Source organism: Flavobacterium sp. GW823-FHT06G12, from assembly GCF_058794775.1.
In genome coordinates this window covers 480,266-499,634 of sequence record NZ_JBXAHE010000001.1, presented here as the reverse complement: position 1 = coordinate 499,634, position 19,369 = coordinate 480,266, and the positions used below count along the sequence as shown (strand labels likewise).

The window sequence follows — 19,369 nt, the reverse complement described above, 5'->3', positions numbered from 1 at the left end:
TTTTATTAAGAACTCTCAATACCACCTTAATGATTACAATTAAAGAAGCCAAAAGCAAGAAAGAATTAACCGAATACATCAAATTTCCTTTTTCATTATACAAGGACAATCCGTATTGGGTGCCACCCATTATTTCAGACGAATTGGAATCTTTTGATAAAACCAAAAATCCAGCATTTGATAATGCTGAAGCTTATTTTTATTTAGCTTATAAGGACAATAAAATTGTTGGACGTATTACTGCTATCATCAATTGGGCTGAAGTTAACAATCAGCACAAAAGAAAAGTGCGTTTTGGATGGTTTGATGTAATTGATGATATTGAGGTTACAAAAGCATTGCTTGAAAAAGTTTTTGAATTAGGAAGAAAACATAATTTAGAGCATGCTGAAGGACCAATGGGCTTCTCTAATTTAGATAAAGTAGGAGTTCTAACAGAAGGGTATGATCAAATTGGAACTATGATTACATGGTACAACCACGCTTATTATGTAACACATTTAGAACAATTAGGATTTCAGATTGAAAAACAATTTATCGAAAGTATATTTCCTTTCTCAAATGTAAAACCAGAGTTTTTTCAAAAAGCTCAAGAACTAATCAAAAAACGCTACGGATTAAAATCTCTTACGTTTACCAAAACAAAAGACATTATGCCTTATGTAGACGAAATGTTTGATTTGTTTAATGAATCTTACGAAAAACTGGCTTCATTTGTAGCAATTTCAGATGTTCAAAAAGAATATTTTAAAAAGAAATACATTAGCTTTATCAATCCAGAATACATTAAATTCGTTTTAGACAAAGACGATAAGCTAGTAGCTTTTAGTATTGTAATGCCAAGTTTTGTTGAAGCTTTACAGAAAATAAAAGGAAAATTATTTCCGTTTGGCTTTCTTCAATTATTAAAAGCTAGAAAGCATAGTAAAGATGTTGTTTTTTACCTTATCGGAGTTCATCCTGAATACCAAAATAAAGGTGTAACGGCTATTATTTTTGACGAATATTACAAAACGTTTTCTGCCAAAGGAATTCAAACTTGTATTAGAACTCCAGAATTATTAGAAAACAATGCCATTCATTTACTTTGGAAAAACTTTAACCCAATTATTCACTGCCAGAGAAAAACTTATTTGAAGAATCTTTAATTTTAGTTTTCAGTCACGGCCGAAATTATCACAATAAAAAATCCATTCGCCCCCAAACGAATGGATTTTTCAATTTATAAAACACATCATTACTCTACTTTGCAATCTACTTTAACCAAAGTATTTTTAGCATCAAATTTTAGTTTTGATTTATCTTTAAAAGAAACTTTATTATTTGCTTCTACAACATCTCCGTATCCTTCAATAAAAGTTCCGTCTTTTTGTAGAAAAACAACTTCTCTTACAGAAGAAACTCCTTCTGAATTAAAAGTATAATCGGCAACTAAAGTATCACCTTTCATATTTCCTATTAAAGTTCCTTCGTTTTTATCTTTTCCAACCAAATTATAACTTAGTTTTCCGTTTACTTCCTGATGGGAATTAACATTAAAACTCATTTCTATTACGCTTCCGTTAGATTTCCAAGCGTAGCATTGATCTCCAGCTGGTTCTAAAATTTCAGCTTCTTTTGGTGGACTTGGTGTAATTTGTACCGGTTCTGTTTTTGTTGTTTCTTTTTTACAAGAAGCAAAAATTGACAAGACAAGTACTGCTGTTAGTGTTAGTACTTTTTTCATAATTCCTCATTTTTATTTTGTGATTATGATATAAAGTTACCTCAAATAAAAAAAAATCCATTCGTAGAACAAATGGATTTTTTTACATAATTCCCATTTAAGAGAATCTATTTTTAGTGAAATTTACGAAACATCAACAGTTGTACGTTCAGCAATTTCTTTATAAGTTCCGTTAGTCAATTTCTCACGAATTGCCTCGAAAGCTGTTAAAGTCTCTTCGATATCTTCTAATGTGTGAGAAGCTGTTGGGATCATTCTCAATAAGATAATTCCTTTTGGAATAACTGGATAAACCACGATAGAAAGGAAAATACCATAATTTTCTCTTAAATCGTTTACCATTACCATTGCCTCAGGAATACTTCCTTCTAAGTAAACTGGCGTAATACAAGTATTTGTATCTCCAATATTAAATCCTTTTTCTTTAAGACCGTTTTGCAATGCATTTACGTTTTCCCAAAGTTTATCTTTAATTGCAGAAGATTTACGCAACAATTCTAAACGTTTCAAAGAACCAATTGTCTGAATCATTGGCAATGCTTTAGCAAACATTTGAGAACGTAAATTATATTTCAAATAATCGATAACTGTTTTATCAGCCGCTACGAAAGCTCCAATATTAGCCATAGATTTTGCAAAAGTAGAGAAATAAACATCGATTTCATCTTGAACTCCTTGCTCCTCACCTGCTCCAGCACCAGTTTTACCTAATGTACCAAATCCGTGAGCATCATCTACTAAAAGTCTGAAATTGTATTTTTCCTTTAAAGCAACTATTTCTTTTAATTTTCCTTGCTGTCCACGCATTCCAAAAACACCTTCAGTAATAAATAAAATACCTCCGCCTGTTTCTTCTGCCATTTTAGTAGCACGCTGCAAGTTTTTCTCCATACTTTCCAAATCATTGTGTTTGTATGTAAAACGTTTACCCATGTGTAAACGAACACCATCAATGATACAAGCATGTGAATCTACATCATAAACAATAATATCATTTTTAGTAACCAAAGCATCAATAATAGACACCATTCCTTGGTAACCAAAATTCAATAAATAAGCAGATTCTTTCATTACGAATTCAGCCAATTCATTTTCTAATTGTTCGTGATACGTAGTGTGTCCAGACATCATACGAGCTCCCATCGGATAAGCTGCACCAAACTGAATTGCTGCATCTGTATCTGCCTGACGAACTTCTGGATGATTAGCTAAACCTAAATAATCATTTAAACTCCAGTTTAAAATATTTTTTCCGTGAAATTGCATTCTAGGACCCAACTCTCCTTCTAACTTTGGGAAAACATAATAACCTTCTGCTTGAGAAGCCCATTTTCCTAAAGGTCCTTTATTGTCCTGAATTCTTTCGAATAAATCTTTTACCATAATATATGTAGTAATTTTTTTTACTTTATCAGCGAGCAAAAATAATCAATATTAATTTAAAATGAAGAGCCTCAATTATTTTTATTGAAAAATATTATGCTATCATAAAATAGTAAGATTTTACACATATTAAATTAATATACAAAAAGCCTTTAGCTCTGTAATGATGTAAAAACATGATTAATATCATAATAAAGGACAAATAAGTCTTTTATTTTTGTTTAGAAATTTAACCCAAAATAAATCTAAACATATCATGAAAAGAACTAACAAAACCTGGATTAAAACAAGCGTTCTTATCTGCTCGTTATTTATGCTGTTAATTTTAGCAAGTTGCAAAAAAGAAGAAGCTAAAAATTATGCAAACATTATGACTGAAGGTGAAATGGATGCTGAACTTACATCGCCCCCTCACGTTCCAAAACCAGTCGGAAACAGAACGGCGATGAAACTGAAACTAAACATGGAAATTAAGGAACAAGAAGGTACAATGACTGATGGTGTAAAATATACCTATTGGACATTTGGAGGTTCTGTTCCAGGGAGCTTTATTAGAACACGTGTTGGTGATGAAGTTGAATTTCACTTAAAAAACCATCCTGATAATAAATTACCTCATAATATAGATTTACATGCCGTAACTGGACCAGGTGGTGGAGCAACCTCATCTCTTGTAGCGCCAGGGCATGAAAAAGTATTTAGTTTCAAAGTTATAAATCCTGGATTGTATGTATATCACTGTGCAACAGCTCCTGTGGGAATGCATATTGCAAATGGTATGTATGGATTAATTTTGGTTGAACCAGAAGGCGGACTTCCTCCTGTTGATAAAGAATATTATGTAATGCAAGGTGATTTTTACACTCAAGGTGAATACGGCGCAAAAGGTCTTCAGCCGTTTGATATGAACAAAGCCGTAAAAGAAACTCCTGATTATGTTGTTTTTAACGGAAAAGTAGGCTCTTTAACCAATGGAAATGAATTAACAGCAAAAGTTGGAGAAACTGTTCGTCTGTTTGTTGGAAACGGAGGACCAAACTTAGTTTCTTCTTTCCACGTTATTGGAGAAATTTTTGACAGTGTGCATATAGAAGGCGGAAGTGTTGTAAATAAAAATGTGCAGACAACTTTAATTCCTGCCGGTGGAGCTGCTATCGTCGATTTTAAAGTAGAAACTCCAGGAACTTTTATCTTGGTTGATCACTCTATTTTTAGAGCATTTAATAAGGGGGCTTTAGGAATGTTAAAAGTTGAAGGAAAAGAAAATAAAAACATCTATTCTGGAACTATTCAGGAAGGTATTTATCTGCCAGAAGGTGGAACTATCCAAAAAATGCCAGGAGGTTCAACTGCAAAAACTGCAATTCCGAAACGTACAGTTGAAGAGAAAGTTAAAATTGGTAAAGAAATTTTCGGAACAACTTGTTTCGCTTGCCACCAATCTGAAGGACAAGGAATTCCGAGTACTTTCCCTCCTTTGGCAAAATCAGATTATTTAAATGCCGATTCTAAACGCGCTATTAAAACAATCCTACACGGTTTAACTGGAGAAGTAACCGTTAACGGAAAAAAATACAACAACGTAATGCCTGCTCAGAATTTATCTGATGATGAAATCGCAAATGTATTGACATACATTTACAACAGTTGGGGCAACAACAAAACCGAAGTTACTCCAGAAATGGTAAAAGCTTTAAGATAACAGCAAAACTTCTAGCATGAAAAAACACCTTTTCATACTTACAATTCTCTTTTTCTCTGCAGTTAGTGTCATGAAAGCTCAAGAAAAAGGAATGGTTTTCATAAAAGAGGGATCTTTTGTCCCTCTTTATGGAGCCGTTTCTAAAAATCCTGTAACGGTAAATTCTTTTTACATAGATATTTATCCTGTAACCAATAGTGAGTTTTTAGAATTTGTCAAAAAAAATCCTTCATATCAAAAATCTAAAATTAAAGGAATTTTTGCTGATAAAAGTTATCTCTCATACTGGACAAATGATTTTGATTTTGGAAATGCAAAACCTAAATCGCCAGTAACAAGCGTCTCTTGGTTTGCTGCTAAAAAATACTGCGAGTGCCAAGGAAAACGTTTAGCTACAATGGATGAATGGGAATATGTCGCAATGGCAGACACTAAAAAAATAGATGCTAGAACCAAAAAAGAATTCAACGAATACATTTTGTCTTGGTATGAGAAATCAAGAACGTATGAAAATGAAATTGGAAAAACTTTCAAAAATTACTGGGGAGTTTACGACATGCACGGTTTAGTTTGGGAATGGACATCTGATTTCAACAGTATTTTTTTATCAGGAGAATCTAGAAAAGACAAGAGCACTGACAAAAATCTTTTCTGCGGAAGTGGATCAGTTAATGCTTCCGATTTAATGGATTATGCCGCTTTTATGCGTTACGCATTCAGAGGAAGCTTGAAAGCGCAATATTCAACACGAAATCTTGGTTTTAGATGTGCTAGCACAACAAAACCAAAAATCTAATTTAAAATTAGTTTACAATGAAAAAAATAGCAATTGCTTTTCTTCTCTTATTCTCTTTTTACAGCTGTAAAGAATCTGATAAAAAAGAGGTTACGACAGAAACAAAAAAAGAAATTAGCGATTTATCAATTTATAATCTACCATCAAAATGGACAACACAAGATGGAAAAGACATTGAATTAAAATCGCTCAGAGGAAATGTTCTCGTAATGGTAATGATTTACACCAGCTGTAAAGCAGCCTGCCCTAGATTAGTGGCCGATATGCGCGATATTGAATCAAAACTGGAGAAAAAGACAAAACAGCATGTCAAATTGATTTTAGTCAGTATCGATCCGAAAACTGATACTCCCGAAAGATTAAAATCATTTGCAATTGAAAATAAAATAAATAAAGATCCTTGGATTTTCCTTCGTTCATCTGAAGAAAACACAAGAGAGTTTGCAGCAGTTTTGGCTGTCAATTACAAGCAGATTTCCCCAATAGATTTTTCGCACTCTAATATTATCAGCGTTTTTAATCCAGAAGGAGAATTGGTATTTCAGCAAGAAGGTTTAGGTGTAAATAATGAAAAAACAATTGAAGCAATAAATCTTGAAGCTGGAAAAATATAGATATTTAAATAGGTTAATTAGTAAGAAAACAAGAGCAGATTTAGAAATAAATTGACTCTTGTTTTTTATTTAAATCGGACTTCTATCAATAAATTTATGATTTAGAAAAGTTTGACTTCCTGCAAGGTTTCAAAAACCTTGTAGATATCTAAATATTTAAAAGATAAGACCTACAAGGTTTTTGAAACCTTGCAGGAAAGAAAATTTATTTTAGATATCACAATCAAAACCAATCCCAAAACCAAAAGAATACTAAAAATCAAAATACTTTGAAAATATCCTGGAATACTTTCTTCTCCAAAAAAGAAGAACAAACCTTGAAGAAACAACAAAACTTCTGTAAAAATATATCCTGAAATAAAACACTTCACTCCTATTTTTAATATTGAAGAATCAGCAGAAAGCATTTTATTCTGAAGCAGAATCCCAAACAAAAATCCTGTTATAATTCCTAAAGTGGTTAAATGAATAAATCCGATTACAAAATTTCTGATTTGATGTGAAACTTCTGCCAGATTAGGAAAAAGAGTCAACAATTGAATTCCTACTTTCAAAAATATAGAGCATAATGCCAAACCATAAACTATTTTAGTCGTTTTATCTAAAGTGCTTTTAAAATGACTAATTTGAGGCTGCAACATTTTATAGAAATAAATAAAAGCGCCGAGTTGCATTAAAACTCCCAAAGCATTGATATAACTAAAAATGTCATTTCCTATAAACCAGCGAACTGGAAAACAAACCGTCAGTAACGTAGAAACAACCATTAGAAAGTAAAACTTCTTAAACTTTACCTCATCAATTTTATTTTGAAATTGTTTTAAAAACAAAGCTAAAATTGCCAATATAAACCAGCCATTAAATTGAAAATGAAGAAAAAACTGAATCGCAATCTGATAAAAAGCACTTTGTTTTCCTAACGTGCTCACCGCAGGACCAAGACACCAAACTCCGAAAGTCGATAAAACCATAAATAGAATTGAGGCTAATAAAAGTTTTTGCGATGGAGATTTATCTCTTAAACAATCTTTCCAAACCAAACGGCAAAAAACATAACTCAGCAAAATATGCATGGTTGAAAATACAATCGAAAACAAAGCATATCCTTGAATTGGAAAAGCAATCATCATTCCGATAACTGAAAACTCCGTCAGCCAAAAAAGACGGTTATAAATTGGTTTCTGGTTTTTTTCTTTCGGAATAAAAAAATGAACCACCAAAACATAAACGATCATATAAACCCAGCCTAACATGGCAACATGCGAATGCGCATGAAGCAGAAAACTATAATTTAAAAAATCTAAAGGAAACAGATACATAAACCGCATTAACAATCCAAAAACACAGGCAATCAGAAAATTAAAAAAACAGCAAAGTATCCAAGCTTTTTGAGAATTCATATTGCAACTTTTAAACCTATAAAATTATTAAACCATATAAGTAATATAAGAAATTATAAGTCTGTTTTAAATGAGCTTATATTACTTATATGGTTTAAAATAAAAACACCGATAATTATCATTTTAGAGGATTATTACCGATGTTTTCGAACTATTAAAATTAACCTTTATTCTACTTCAACAAAGTCTTTTTCTAGCGTCACAGCTTTTGGAAATAAGATATTATTTTCCAAATGAATGTGCTTGTGTAAATCAGCTTCAAACTCTTTCAGCATAGCAAAAGTAACTCTGTAAGTCGTGCAAGCATCAGCTGGCGGAGTATAATTATCGGTCAACGCAGCGATTTCTCTAAAACGTTCGCCTTCATTATCGTGTTCGTGCATCATCATCGCAATCGGATTGGAAACGGTTCCGAAAGATGGCTGATGTAAAACTCCGTCTGTATCTTTTGTTTTCACCATTCTTTTTACAAATGGAAATAAAATCAATTCTTCTTTTTTCATGTGTTGAGATAATTCTCCTGCACAGCCAATAAACAATTCGTTAATCTTAAATAATTCTGGGTGATTTGCTCCATGCACTTTGCATAATTTATCTAAAAACGGCAATAAAACGTTTATTTTTTCTTCTACATATCGGTGATGTGTTTTCTCAATATAATCTGCCAATAAATCTAATGGCCATGAATTGAAATCAATGCTTCCACTATTTTCTGATTGTACAACTTGCAGCACATTTTCCAATAAAGCATCTGCATCAATATTTTGCTTTTCGCATACTTCGGTTACTGTTCGGTTTCCTTTGCAGCAAAAATCTATTCTATATTTTGAAAAAACTGCAGCCGTTCTAAAATCCTCAGCCACAAAAGATCCTATTGTTTTGTTTTTTAAATTTTCCATGATAATCAATTTATATTTTTGTGTTTTATTTTTTGTTTTTTAATGTCAGTTCAAATACAAACCAGGCCATCGTTATAAACCCGATTCCGAAAATTGAATCTCCAATTGCACGAAGCCATTTTAAAGTAATCATTGTTGGCTGCTGCATTAATTCTGATGAACGAGCATACCACATTCCGTGACTAATACTTTCTACTGCCTGCCAAACTCCAATTGGAAGAAGACTTAAGATTGCCATTAGAAATAAACCAATATTTAAAGACCAAAAAGTAATTTTAAGCAATTTGGTATTCCAGCTTACATTTCGGTATAAACTTCTCAGTACAAATAATACCAAACCAATTCCAAGCATTCCGTATACTCCGAACAATGCCGTATGTCCATGTAAAGGTGTTGTATTTAATCCTTGAACATAATACAAGGCAATTGGCGGATTAATAATGAATCCGAAGATTCCCGCTCCAAGGAAATTCCAAAAAGCTACAGAAATCATAAAGAAAATTGGCCATTTGTAATCTGCAATCCATTGTGTTGATTTTGAGATTTTATAGTTTTGATAAGCTTCAAATCCTATTAAAGTCAGCGGAACCACTTCTAAAGCGCTAAATGTTGCTCCTAAAGCCATAATTGCTGTTGGCGTTCCTGAGAAATACAAATGGTGGAAGGTTCCTAAAATACCTCCAGACATGAAAATAATAGTTGCAAAAAGGACATTTAAAGTAGCGGTTTTTGTTTTTAATAATCCCAAACGAACAAACAGAAAGGCAATTACAACTGTTGCAAATACTTCAAAGAAACCTTCAACCCAAAGGTGAACTACCCACCATCTCCAATATTCAGCAATAGCTAAATTAGTCTGTCTTCCCCACATTAATCCAGCTCCGTAAAACATGGCAATTGCGGTACAAGAAACTAAGAACAAAATGATTAGATTTTTCTCTTCTGTTTTTTTCTTTAAAACTGGAAGTAACGGACGAATCATTAAAGCCAGCCATAAAAACAGTCCCACTAAAAGGAAAATCTGCCAGAAACGACCTAAATCAACATATTCGTAACCTTGATGTCCGAACCAGAAATTTTGAACTAAATTTAATTTCTGCATTACTCCAAACCATTGTCCAGCCATTGAACCTAAAACAATAATCAACAGTGCAACAAACAAGAAGTTGACACCAAAACATTGAAATTTAGGATCTTTCCCCGAAACTGCCGGAGCGATGTACAATCCAGTTGCCAACCAAGCTGTAGCAATCCAGAAAATCGCCAATTGTGTGTGCCATGTACGCGTTACGGCATAAGGCAGAATTTTATCAATCGGGATTCCATATAAACCATTTCCTTCTACACCATAATGCGCTGTTATGATTCCGAAAACCATTTGCAGAACCATCAACAGACTTACAATCCAGAAATATTTGGTTACCAAGCCCATAGATTTGGTTTTGCCTTGCTTGATCAATGGATCTTCTTTTGGAAGCGGAAATTCTTCTTCTTCACCCGATTTTGCATGATAGAAAACTAAGATTCCGACACTCAAAATCAGTAAAATTATACTTACTCCAGACCAAGCCAAAAGTTCGGTTGTGGCAGTATTTCCAACCAATTCATCTGACGGCCAGTTGTGTGTATACGAAATATCTCCATTAGGACGATTGGTGACTGTTGCCCAAGTTGCCCAGAAGAAAAAGGCATTCATTTTATGCATTCTTTCAACATTTTTAATAGAGTTTTTCGGAATCGCATATTCTTCTCTCAATTTATCGAATTGAGGATCATTTGTAAAAAGACCTTTATAGTACTCGCTTAAATACTCAATCGCCGCCAAACGATTTTCAGAAATGGTAAGTACTCCTGTCTCAGCATTATACCTATTGGTTCTTAAATCTTTCTGAAGACGAATCTTTAGAGCCGATTGCTTTTCGGCATCTAATTCATCATATTTTTTATTGAAATCTTTCTTAGCATAAATATCCAATATAAAAACGGCTTCTCTATGCAACCAATCCGCGGTCCAGTCTGGGGCCACATAAGCGCCGTGCCCCCAGATAGATCCCACTTCCTGGCCACCTATACTTTGCCAGATATTTTGTCCGTCTTTGATTTCGCTTTCGCTAAAAACAACTTTACCAGAATCGGTTACAATTTCTTTCGGAACTGGCGGTGCCTGCTGATAAATCTCATAACCATAATAACCCAGCACTGCAAATGATATACTCATTACCAATGCAAAAACCAGCCATAATTTTTTTTCTCTTTTCATTCTTTTTCAATTCAATAAAAGACATTTTTATCTTTTATTAGTTTTTAAAAAAACTCCAAAGCCAGTTACAGCATTTGGAGCTTTTATTTATTTACTCAACAATTAATACACCTTTCATCATGGCTACGTGACCAGGGAAAGAACAAATAAATGGATATGATCCTTTTTTATCAATTGTAAACTCGATTGTATCTTCTTCTCCACCACCAATTAATTTAGTATGTGCAATGATTGAAGCTTTTTCAGATTCTGGGATATAATCAGTTGCTTTAGCATCATTAGCTTTTAAAGCAAAAGCGGCTTGGTCTGTTCCTTCTTGTAAAATCACTAAATTGTGTCCCATTGCTTCTTTCGGGATTTTACCAACGTGCTTCAAAGTCAATTTGATTGGTTTTCCAGCAACAGCTTTCAGTTCATTTATATTAAACTGCATTTGGTCATTTCCTTCAATAACTAAAACATTTTCTTCAGTTGAAGTTACTGGAGCTGCTTCTCCTTCAGTAGATGTCTCTGTTGCTTCTGTTGGTTCAGCGGGAGTTGTTTCTTTTTTACCGCAAGAAGTAACTGCTAAAAATCCCATTAGGATTAGTACTGAAATTTTGGTTTTTGTATTCATTTTTAAGATATTTAATAATATTAATTGTTCGCATTTGTTGCTTTAAGAAAGAAATCTCCAGATTTTACATCTGTAGCTAACTGTTCTAAAGTTGTATTTTTAAGCATTTCTAACAGCAGTCCTCTTATTTTCTTAAACTCGTGATGAACGGGACAAGGATGTTCTTCTGAGCATTCTTTCAATCCTATTCCGCAACCGCTGTATATTTTGTTTCCGTCAATAGCATCTACAATCTGAATTAACTTTATTTTTTTCGATGCTTCTGGCGAAACTTCAAATCCGCCCCCAACTCCTTTTGTTGAATGAATTATGCCGCTTTTGGTTAAAACCTGCATAATCTTGGCTGTAAATGGTTCTGGCGAATCAATTTCTTTCGCAACATCTTTTATTCCAACCCTAATCCCTTTAGAAGATTTGGTTGCTATAAATATTGAAGCTCTTATTCCGTACTCACACGCTTTTGAAAACATACATCCCTAATTAATTCCACACAAAGATATACAGGTTTTAAATAAAAGACAAATTTATCTTTAATTATTTTTCTAAAGATCAAATATTATTTATAATGAAACTAATTAGTACCAATAATTACACATATTCATCATTCAATTCTGATAAAAACCAATTTTAATTTTAACTTTGAGAGTATTAAATTTTAAATATTTAACAAATGCCTTTAAGCAATTCAAAAGATTTAAAACTGGCAGTCCTTATAGATGCAGACAATGTGCCATATAGCAATGTAAAAGGCATGATGGAAGAAATTGCAAAACTTGGAACGCCAACTACGAAAAGGATTTATGCCGATTGGACAAAACCAAACGCAAATGGCTGGAAAGGTGTTTTATTAGAACATGCTATTACTCCTATTCAACAATATAGTTACACGGTGGGGAAAAACTCATCAGATTCTGCTCTAATTATTGATGCAATGGATTTGCTTTATTCTGGAAAATTAGATGGTTTTTGCATTGTTTCCAGCGACAGCGATTTTACACGTCTTGCCATTCGGCTTCGTGAATCGGGTATGAAAGTAATTGGCATTGGAGAAAAGAAAACGCCAAACTCGTTTATTGTGGCCTGCGACCGATTTATCTATATTGAGGTTTTGGATGGAGCTATTCAAAAGAAAAAACCTAAAACAACCGCTACTGATACCAAAAAACCAATTGAAAAACCTGCAGAAAAAGCACTTCATAAAATTGACAAACAAACCATTGAACTTATTGAGGCTACAATCGAAGATATTGAAGATGACGATGGTTGGGCATTTTTGGGTGATGTCGGAAATCTGATCGTCAAGAAAAAACCCGAATTTGACCCTCGAAATTATGGTTTTTCTAAATTGACACCAATGCTTAAATCATTAACCGATATTCTAGAAATCGACGAAAGAGAGTCAGACAAAAAAGGAATCAAACACGTTTATGTACGTCTAAGATTCAACTAATTATCACATTTATTACCTATTTAATTTTTTAAAAACATGAGAAAAAAATTCTTTATTTACGGATTCTTATTGTTTCTAATTGTTGCTGCAATTTATTACTATACTGGACGAGGTTATTTACTCGTATTTATTATCCCAATCTTACTAATTGTAGGAGTTTATAATGCATCTCAAGAAAAACACGCTATTTTAAGAAACTTCCCTGTTCTAGGTTATTTCAGATATTTATTTGAAATGATTGCACCTGAGATTCAGCAATATTTTATTGAAAGATCTACAGACGGAAAACCTTTTTCTAGAAATCAGCGTTCTTTAGTGTATCAGAGAGCTAAAAACATTGATTCCAGTACACCTTTCGGAACACAATTAAACTTAAATACAGAAAACTACGAAGGAATCAAACATTCTATTTTCCCTGCAAAAGTAAACGAAGAATTACCTCGTGTATTAGTTGGAGGAAAAGATTGTAAACAGCCTTATTCTGCTTCTTTATTTAATGTTTCGGCAATGAGTTTTGGTTCGTTGAGCGAACATGCAGTTCGCGCCATTAATATTGGAGCAAAAAAAGGAAATTTCTACCAAAACACAGGAGAAGGCGGACTAACTGAATTTCACCTTGCCGGAGGCGGAGATATCACTTGGCAAATTGGTACAGGATATTTTGGCTGTCGTGATGCAGAAGGAAATTTTAGTCCTGAAAATTTCTCTGAAAAAGCAAATCTTCCAAATGTAAAGATGATCGAGATTAAAATTTCTCAAGGTGCAAAACCAGGTCATGGAGGTGTGTTACCTGCAGCTAAAAACACAGAACAAATTGCTAAAATTAGAGGTGTTGTGCCACATACGATGATTCTTTCTCCTCCAGGGCATCATGCTTTTTCTGATGCTAATGGACTAATTCAATTTATTAAACAATTACGCGAGTTATCTAACGGAAAACCAATTGGCTTTAAATTATGTATTGGTAATACTGAGGAGTTTGAAGCAATCTGCCAAGAGATGATCAACGAAGATACCTACCCAGATTTTATCACTGTCGACGGTGCAGAAGGTGGAACTGGAGCTGCTCCGCTTGAATTCGCAGATGGTGTCGGAATGCCTTTTGAACCTGCTTTGATTTTTGTGAATAAAACTTTGGTGCGTTTAGGCATTCGTGATAAAATGCGCATTATTGGAAGTGGAAAAATCATTTCTGGTTATTCTATTTTACATGCCATTGCGTTGGGTGCAGACATGTGTAACAGCGCAAGGGGCTTTATGTTCTCTTTAGGCTGTATTCAAGCCTTACGCTGTCATAATAATGAATGTCCAACAGGAGTAGCAACTCAGAACAAAATGCTAATGAAAGGTTTAGTTGTTACTGATAAATCTGAAAGAGTGTATCACTTCCATAAAAATACGCTTCATGCTGCAAATGAGCTTTTAGCAGCAGCAGGAAAAACATCATTTGCAGATGTTGACATTAATATTTTTATGAGAGGAGATGAGTTTACCAACTTGTCAGAACTTTATTTCCCTGATAATTTGAAAAACGTTACTCAGTTCTCATAAAAAAAATCCTCTTCAAATGAAGAGGATTTTTTTTATGCATAATTTTCAATTATAATTTTGCCGTTTCTTTTCCTGCTTTTGCTGTTCCTTCTAAAACCGCTAACTCATCTTGATCTACTACTTCTTGGGCTAAAATAGCATTATTATAAGCTAAAAAATAGACGTCAAATTTTACTCCTTCAGCAATAAGAGAAGAAGAAATCTGATCATTCTTAATCATCTCTTTTAATAAGTCTGGAAATGATTCTTTGTAGGCTAGTTTATTTGCATCGTTTTCTTCTAAATTGGTTTCAATTCTAATTTCGATTTTATTGTCATTTAGAAAAGCTTTTGCTGATGTACTCGTAATTCCGCTTCCTTTTATAGAGACAGAATTATTGTAATTACTTACATGTTCCTGTATTTTTTGCTTGGTATTTTTACAGCTTACCAAGAATAATGCAAAGGCGAATGCGAATGCGATTTGGGTAATTTTTTTCATAATTTTTTGGTTTAATAGTTATTTTTTAACTCAAACATAATTAATTCATAACACAAAAACAATATTCAATTACAAAAATCACATACACAATTCTTTGAATACAAACCAATTACCTGCTTAAAAAGAGGGATATTTGTAAGAATAAAACGTTTATTCTACACTTAACTTTTAGTCGTAAACATAAAAAAGTCTCTTTAAAATTTATTTAAAGAGACTTTCAATATGTAAGAATTAAAATAATTTGTATTTCTACAAAACTCCATTTATTATTTCAAAAAATCTTTAAGCGATTCGCCCGTTAGTGTTTCTTTATCTAAAACAGTATTATCATCTGCTAGAAAATAAACATCAAATTGAACCCCTTCTTCTATTAATTGTCTTGGAATCTCGTCTTTATCAATCATCAATTTTATTAATTTTGAAAAAGAAATAACAGCTGCCGACTTATTTGCTTCATTTTGTTCCAAATCGGTTTCAAAACGCAACTCTATTTTATCATCATTAATATAACCTCTTGCTGTAGTAAGTGTTACATTTTCAGCTCTAAAACTTGGCGCAATAGTTTTGTTGTAGGTTACAACATACTCTTGGAGTTTTTGTTTGGCATTTTTACAGCTCGCAAGCATTAATACCATCATTATTGCAAAGGCAATTTGGCTTATTTTCTTTAGCATAATCTTTTATTTTAGTTTCTGAAGTCTTAAAAGTGCTTCAAGATAATAATAATCTGCGTAATTTATAGAACAATCGATCTCACTGTTTGCTGGTTTATGTCCTGTTGAATGCAATAAAAATGCTGAATTAACATCATGACTCTGATAATGATCTGAAAGCGAAACGATCATCTTTTTAGCTTTTGTCAAATATTCAGCTTTTAAATTCTTGTCTTTTGTGTACGAACTTAATTCTAAAAGTGCAGACGAAACAATAGCCGCCGCCGAAGCATCTCGAGGCTCGTTTGGAATATTTGGCGCATTAAAATCCCAATACGGAACCAAATCTTCTGTTGTTAATTTATCTAAATAAACACGGGCTAATTTATGGGCAAAATCTAAAAACTTAGTATCTTTTGTTTCTCTATAGGTCATTGTAAAACCGTAAATTGCCCAAGCCTGACCGCGTGCCCACATACTATCATCACTATATCCTTGGGCTGTTCTTCCTTTTATCTTTTTTCCCGTTTCGAAATCGTAAATGATTACGTGATAAGAAGTATTATCTGGCCTAAAATGATTTGCCATTGTGGTTTCGGCATGCTTTACAGCTATGTTGTATAAATTTTTACTTCCGCCATTTTTTGAAGCCCAAAACAAAAGCTCCAAATTCATCATATTGTCGATAATCGTATTATGTCCACCCATTTTATTATTAGGCCAAGATTGTATTGTTCCCACTTTCGGATTAAAAAGTGTGGCAAGCGTATCGGCAGTTTTTAAAATGATTTCTTTGTATTCCTTATTTTTGGTCAATCGATATCCGTTTCCGAAACTATTGAAAACCTGAAAACCTAAATCATGATCTGCAGCTTTTGTAATCGATAAAGGCGTTAAGAAACGAGTAAATTTATCGGCTTCTTTTTCCCATTTTTTATCTTTTGTCGCTTCATATAAAAACCATAATTCTCCTGGCCAAAATCCGCTTGTCCAATCTTTATAGTCAACAAATTTCCATTCTTTACTTCCGTTTGGAACTGTTCTTGGCGAAGTTCCGTCATTCGGAATTACTTGTAACGTTTTTGAAGCTTGTTCTGAACAGTAATCTAACTGTTTTTTAATATTAAATGTTTTGTCTTTTTGAGAATAACCTTGATTTCCTAGAATAAACAATGCGGCAATCAAAGTGAAAATTTTTGCATTCATGTGGTCGATAGTTTGTTTAATCGATAAATTTATGAAATAAAGTGAATCCTTTAAGTTTTTGTACTTTTTGTTACCTAAAAATAGATTATTGGTGCACCATTTTATTAACCTTTATTCATGTTCTATACCTATTTCCTCTTTGTCAAAGTTTAAGACTAAGGTTATAAGGTATTTTAATAAAAAATAAATGATAAAGTTGATTTTTACGCATTTTTGTCATTTCGACGAAGGAGAAATCTCCGTAAGAAGCTCGACAAAGATTGGACTTTCGATGCGGAGTTACTTGTGAAGATTTCTCCTTCGTCGAAATGACAAAAATCGTGGCTATTCTGTGTAAAACTAAACATTTCTTACACTCTTGTTTTTAAACTTTGACAAAGAAAAATTGCATCTGATTATATACATTTGCTTTAACCAAAACCCAATCTCAACTTGAACCAAACCAGAATATACTATTTCGCAATTTTTCTAAGTATAATTTTCCTCGGAATCCTTTCAAGAAAAATATCCTTTATTCCATTATGGATAGGCGATTTTCTGTATGCTGTGATGATTTATTTTCTGGTTAGGATATTTCTTCCGTTCAAAAACACTTTTTTAATATTCTTTCTTTCGCTGTTAATTTGTTATTGCATTGAATTTCTTCAATTGTATCAAGCGGAATGGATCATTGAATTAAGAAAAACTCTTTTTGGAAGATACGTTTTAGGTCAAGGTTTTTTATGGTCGGATATTCTGGCTTACACTTTTGGAATTTTTTTAGCTTTTATCTCAGAAAAAATCATTCTAAAATTTTTCACTCAAAAGTCTGAGTAATTTTATCAATATTCAAGCTGTTCGCCATTGCCATAAATATTTGGTAGTAAGTTCCTTTATTATCATATAGTTCGTCGTGAGTTCCTTTTTCTACACATCTTCCTTTTTCTAAAACAATAATATTGGAAGCATCAATAATCTGAGAAATACTATGCGATATTATAATAACAGTTCTGTCTTTTTTAATTGCATCCAAAGATTTCTTAATTTGCTCTGTTGCAATTGCATCTAAACTTGCCGTTGGTTCGTCAAGAAAAATTATAGGAGGATTTTTCAAAAACAACCTTGCAATTGCAATTCGTTGCTGCTGACCGCCAGAAAGCAAATGCGCATCAGAATTGTAGCTTTTGGGCAATTGGATCACTTGTTCGTGAATATACGCCTGTTTTGCAGCTTCGATTACTTCTTCTTTAGAAGCTTCGGGATTTCCGTATAAAATGTTTTCGGCAATTGTTCCTTTAAAAATATGATTCTTCTGAAGCACTAATCCAATGTTTTTACGCAGAAAATCGGTATTGTAATCTATTAAATCTACTCCATCTAAAAAGATTTGTCCTGATGATGGCAGATAAAACTTATCTAATAAATTAATAATAGTACTTTTTCCCGCACCGCTTAATCCTACCAGAGCCGATGTCTCATTTGGTTTTACTCTAAAATTAATATCGTAAAGCGCCTGTGTTCCGTTTGGATAAACAAAATCGACATTTTTAACCTCAATTAATCCAACAATTTTTTCTGGAATATAATTGCCGCTGGTTTCTACTTCCTGTTCTGATTCTAAAATATCAAAAAAGCCTTCTGAATAAATCAGCGCATCATTTACTTCATCATAAATTCTATGAAGTTGTCTAATAGGCGATGAAACGTTATTAAAAAGCATAATATGAAACATAATCGCTCCAATTGTCATTTGATTATTCAAAACAAAATAAGCAGTCAAAATGATAATAATTACGACTCCAATCTGTTCGACAAAACTTTTTATGCTTTCGAAAATAAAACTAGTTTTTCGGGTTTCTAGCTGATTTTCGGTCATTTCAAACTGAATCTTTTCATGTCGATCTGCTTCTGTAGATTCGCGGACAAAAGATTTAATAACTGTTATTGATTCTATTAAACTAATGATTCCGTTATTTTTAGTCTCACGGTAATTTCGCATTCTTCGTCTGAATCCGCTCAATTTAGTTGCTTGCAACTGACTAATATAAAAGTAAATCGGGATAATACACAAACTTACTAACCCCACATAAACATTGGCATAAAACATAATAACCAAAGCAACAAAAGCATTGGCAAATAAAGGCAGAATATCAATAAAGAAGTTCTGAACTAATCTGGTCAAACTGCTAATTCCGGCATCAATTCTAGTTTGAAGTTTTCCGCTTTCATTTTCATCAGAAGTGTAAAATTCCATTCTATAGCTCAGAATTTTTTCGACAATAGTTTGCGAAATATCTCGAGTAATGAAAATACGGAGTTTTTCTCCATAAAATTTTTGTCCAAACTGCACAACAGAATTTACCAATTCTTTAGTCAACAACACCACACTAATAATGCCTAACAAATGGAATCCTTTAGATAATGGTTCATGGGCAACCATCAGGTTGTTTATAGTATCTACAGTATATTTTAGAATAACGGCATTTACTTGTGCTGCAAACGAACCTAAAAAAGTTAGAAGTAAAGTTGCAGCTACCATTTTTCTGTATGGCTTAACAAAAGGTAGGATTTTTTTATATAATACAGATAATTGCATTTATTTCATTTTTAAGCCACATATCAAATATAAGAATTCTAAATTTGTGTTGAAAAT

18 protein-coding genes are annotated in these 19,369 nt (G+C 32.9%); 7 read left to right on the top strand and 11 right to left on the bottom strand.

What is annotated here, in order from left to right; all coding sequences use genetic code 11:
* The first annotated feature begins 29 nt into the window (after window positions 1-29).
* Complete coding sequence (locus AC1Q5Z_RS02090; RefSeq protein WP_286969456.1) at window positions 30-1,148, top strand: GTP cyclohydrolase; 1,119 nt, start codon at window positions 30-32, stop codon at window positions 1,146-1,148.
* A gap of 89 nt (window positions 1,149-1,237) precedes the next feature.
* Here the strand turns inward: AC1Q5Z_RS02090 and AC1Q5Z_RS02085 are convergent, their stop codons facing one another.
* Window positions 1,238-1,726, bottom strand: coding sequence for a hypothetical protein (locus tag AC1Q5Z_RS02085; RefSeq protein WP_198857055.1), 489 nt, complete (start codon window positions 1,724-1,726; stop codon window positions 1,238-1,240).
* 123 nt (window positions 1,727-1,849) lie between these two features.
* A complete protein-coding gene (gene capB / locus AC1Q5Z_RS02080; RefSeq protein ID WP_177210237.1) occupies window positions 1,850-3,109 on the bottom strand; it encodes a cysteate-C-fatty acyltransferase in 1,260 nt (419 codons plus the stop codon).
* A gap of 256 nt (window positions 3,110-3,365) precedes the next feature.
* On the opposite strand from capB, the gene nirK reads away from it, so the two are divergent.
* The 3 genes from nirK to AC1Q5Z_RS02065 are packed head-to-tail and all read left to right on the top strand — an operon-like array spanning window position 3,366 to window position 6,221.
* On the top strand, window positions 3,366-4,811 hold the full coding sequence (gene nirK / locus AC1Q5Z_RS02075; RefSeq protein ID WP_492443654.1) for a copper-containing nitrite reductase: 1,446 nt from the start codon (window positions 3,366-3,368) through the stop codon (window positions 4,809-4,811).
* A gap of 16 nt (window positions 4,812-4,827) precedes the next feature.
* A complete protein-coding gene (locus tag AC1Q5Z_RS02070) occupies window positions 4,828-5,607 on the top strand; it encodes a formylglycine-generating enzyme family protein (protein WP_345157757.1) in 780 nt (259 codons plus the stop codon).
* A 17-nt stretch (window positions 5,608-5,624) separates the two neighbouring features.
* Window positions 5,625-6,221 carry an SCO family protein gene (locus tag AC1Q5Z_RS02065; RefSeq protein ID WP_492443651.1) on the top strand — a complete coding sequence of 199 codons (597 nt, stop codon included), beginning with the start codon at window positions 5,625-5,627 and terminating at the stop codon, window positions 6,219-6,221.
* 170 nt (window positions 6,222-6,391) lie between these two features.
* On the opposite strand, the gene AC1Q5Z_RS02060 is transcribed toward AC1Q5Z_RS02065, so the two are convergent.
* The 5 genes from AC1Q5Z_RS02060 to AC1Q5Z_RS02040 all read right to left on the bottom strand — a co-directional run bounded on the left by AC1Q5Z_RS02060 (window position 6,392) and on the right by AC1Q5Z_RS02040 (window position 11,866).
* Window positions 6,392-7,621: a hypothetical protein gene (locus AC1Q5Z_RS02060; RefSeq protein WP_492443649.1), complete on the bottom strand. Its 1,230-nt coding sequence runs from the start codon at window positions 7,619-7,621 to the stop codon at window positions 6,392-6,394.
* Window positions 7,622-7,788: 167 nt separating this feature from the next.
* Window positions 7,789-8,520: an iron-sulfur cluster repair di-iron protein gene (ric, locus tag AC1Q5Z_RS02055; protein WP_492443647.1), complete on the bottom strand. Its 732-nt coding sequence runs from the start codon at window positions 8,518-8,520 to the stop codon at window positions 7,789-7,791.
* 25 nt (window positions 8,521-8,545) lie between these two features.
* Window positions 8,546-10,780, bottom strand: a complete 2,235-nt coding sequence (locus AC1Q5Z_RS02050) for a nitric-oxide reductase large subunit (protein ID WP_492443645.1) — start codon at window positions 10,778-10,780, stop codon at window positions 8,546-8,548.
* Window positions 10,781-10,871: 91 nt separating this feature from the next.
* Window positions 10,872-11,396, bottom strand: a complete 525-nt coding sequence (azu, locus tag AC1Q5Z_RS02045) for an azurin (RefSeq protein ID WP_492443643.1) — start codon at window positions 11,394-11,396, stop codon at window positions 10,872-10,874.
* 20 nt (window positions 11,397-11,416) lie between these two features.
* Entirely contained in the window at window positions 11,417-11,866 is a 450-nt protein-coding gene (locus tag AC1Q5Z_RS02040; protein ID WP_343588960.1) for an RrF2 family transcriptional regulator, read from the bottom strand.
* Window positions 11,867-12,066: 200 nt separating this feature from the next.
* On the opposite strand from AC1Q5Z_RS02040, the gene AC1Q5Z_RS02035 reads away from it, so the two are divergent.
* The gene (locus AC1Q5Z_RS02035; protein ID WP_343588961.1) at window positions 12,067-12,846 is read left to right on the top strand and encodes an NYN domain-containing protein; all 780 of its coding nucleotides are present in this window, start codon (window positions 12,067-12,069) and stop codon (window positions 12,844-12,846) included.
* A gap of 36 nt (window positions 12,847-12,882) precedes the next feature.
* Entirely contained in the window at window positions 12,883-14,397 is a 1,515-nt protein-coding gene (locus AC1Q5Z_RS02030) for an FMN-binding glutamate synthase family protein (RefSeq protein ID WP_177210246.1), read from the top strand.
* 49 nt (window positions 14,398-14,446) lie between these two features.
* Here the strand turns inward: AC1Q5Z_RS02030 and AC1Q5Z_RS02025 are convergent, their stop codons facing one another.
* The 3 genes from AC1Q5Z_RS02025 to AC1Q5Z_RS02015 all read right to left on the bottom strand — a co-directional run bounded on the left by AC1Q5Z_RS02025 (window position 14,447) and on the right by AC1Q5Z_RS02015 (window position 16,737).
* Window positions 14,447-14,878, bottom strand: coding sequence for a hypothetical protein (locus AC1Q5Z_RS02025; RefSeq protein WP_198857044.1), 432 nt, complete (start codon window positions 14,876-14,878; stop codon window positions 14,447-14,449).
* Window positions 14,879-15,144: 266 nt separating this feature from the next.
* Complete coding sequence (locus tag AC1Q5Z_RS02020; protein ID WP_343588963.1) at window positions 15,145-15,552, bottom strand: hypothetical protein; 408 nt, start codon at window positions 15,550-15,552, stop codon at window positions 15,145-15,147.
* Between the two features lie 6 nt (window positions 15,553-15,558).
* Window positions 15,559-16,737 (bottom strand): glycoside hydrolase family 88 protein, encoded by a 1,179-nt coding sequence (locus tag AC1Q5Z_RS02015; RefSeq protein WP_492443639.1) that lies wholly within the window; start codon window positions 16,735-16,737, stop codon window positions 15,559-15,561.
* A 432-nt stretch (window positions 16,738-17,169) separates the two neighbouring features.
* Between AC1Q5Z_RS02015 and AC1Q5Z_RS02010 the strand changes: the two genes are divergently transcribed.
* The gene (locus AC1Q5Z_RS02010; RefSeq protein WP_492443637.1) at window positions 17,170-17,553 is read left to right on the top strand and encodes a ribosomal maturation YjgA family protein; all 384 of its coding nucleotides are present in this window, start codon (window positions 17,170-17,172) and stop codon (window positions 17,551-17,553) included.
* On the opposite strand, the gene AC1Q5Z_RS02005 is transcribed toward AC1Q5Z_RS02010, so the two are convergent.
* Window positions 17,534-19,312 (bottom strand): ABC transporter ATP-binding protein, encoded by a 1,779-nt coding sequence (locus tag AC1Q5Z_RS02005; protein WP_492443635.1) that lies wholly within the window; start codon window positions 19,310-19,312, stop codon window positions 17,534-17,536. The genes AC1Q5Z_RS02010 and AC1Q5Z_RS02005 overlap by 20 nt on opposite strands.
* Window positions 19,313-19,369 lie beyond the last annotated feature (57 nt).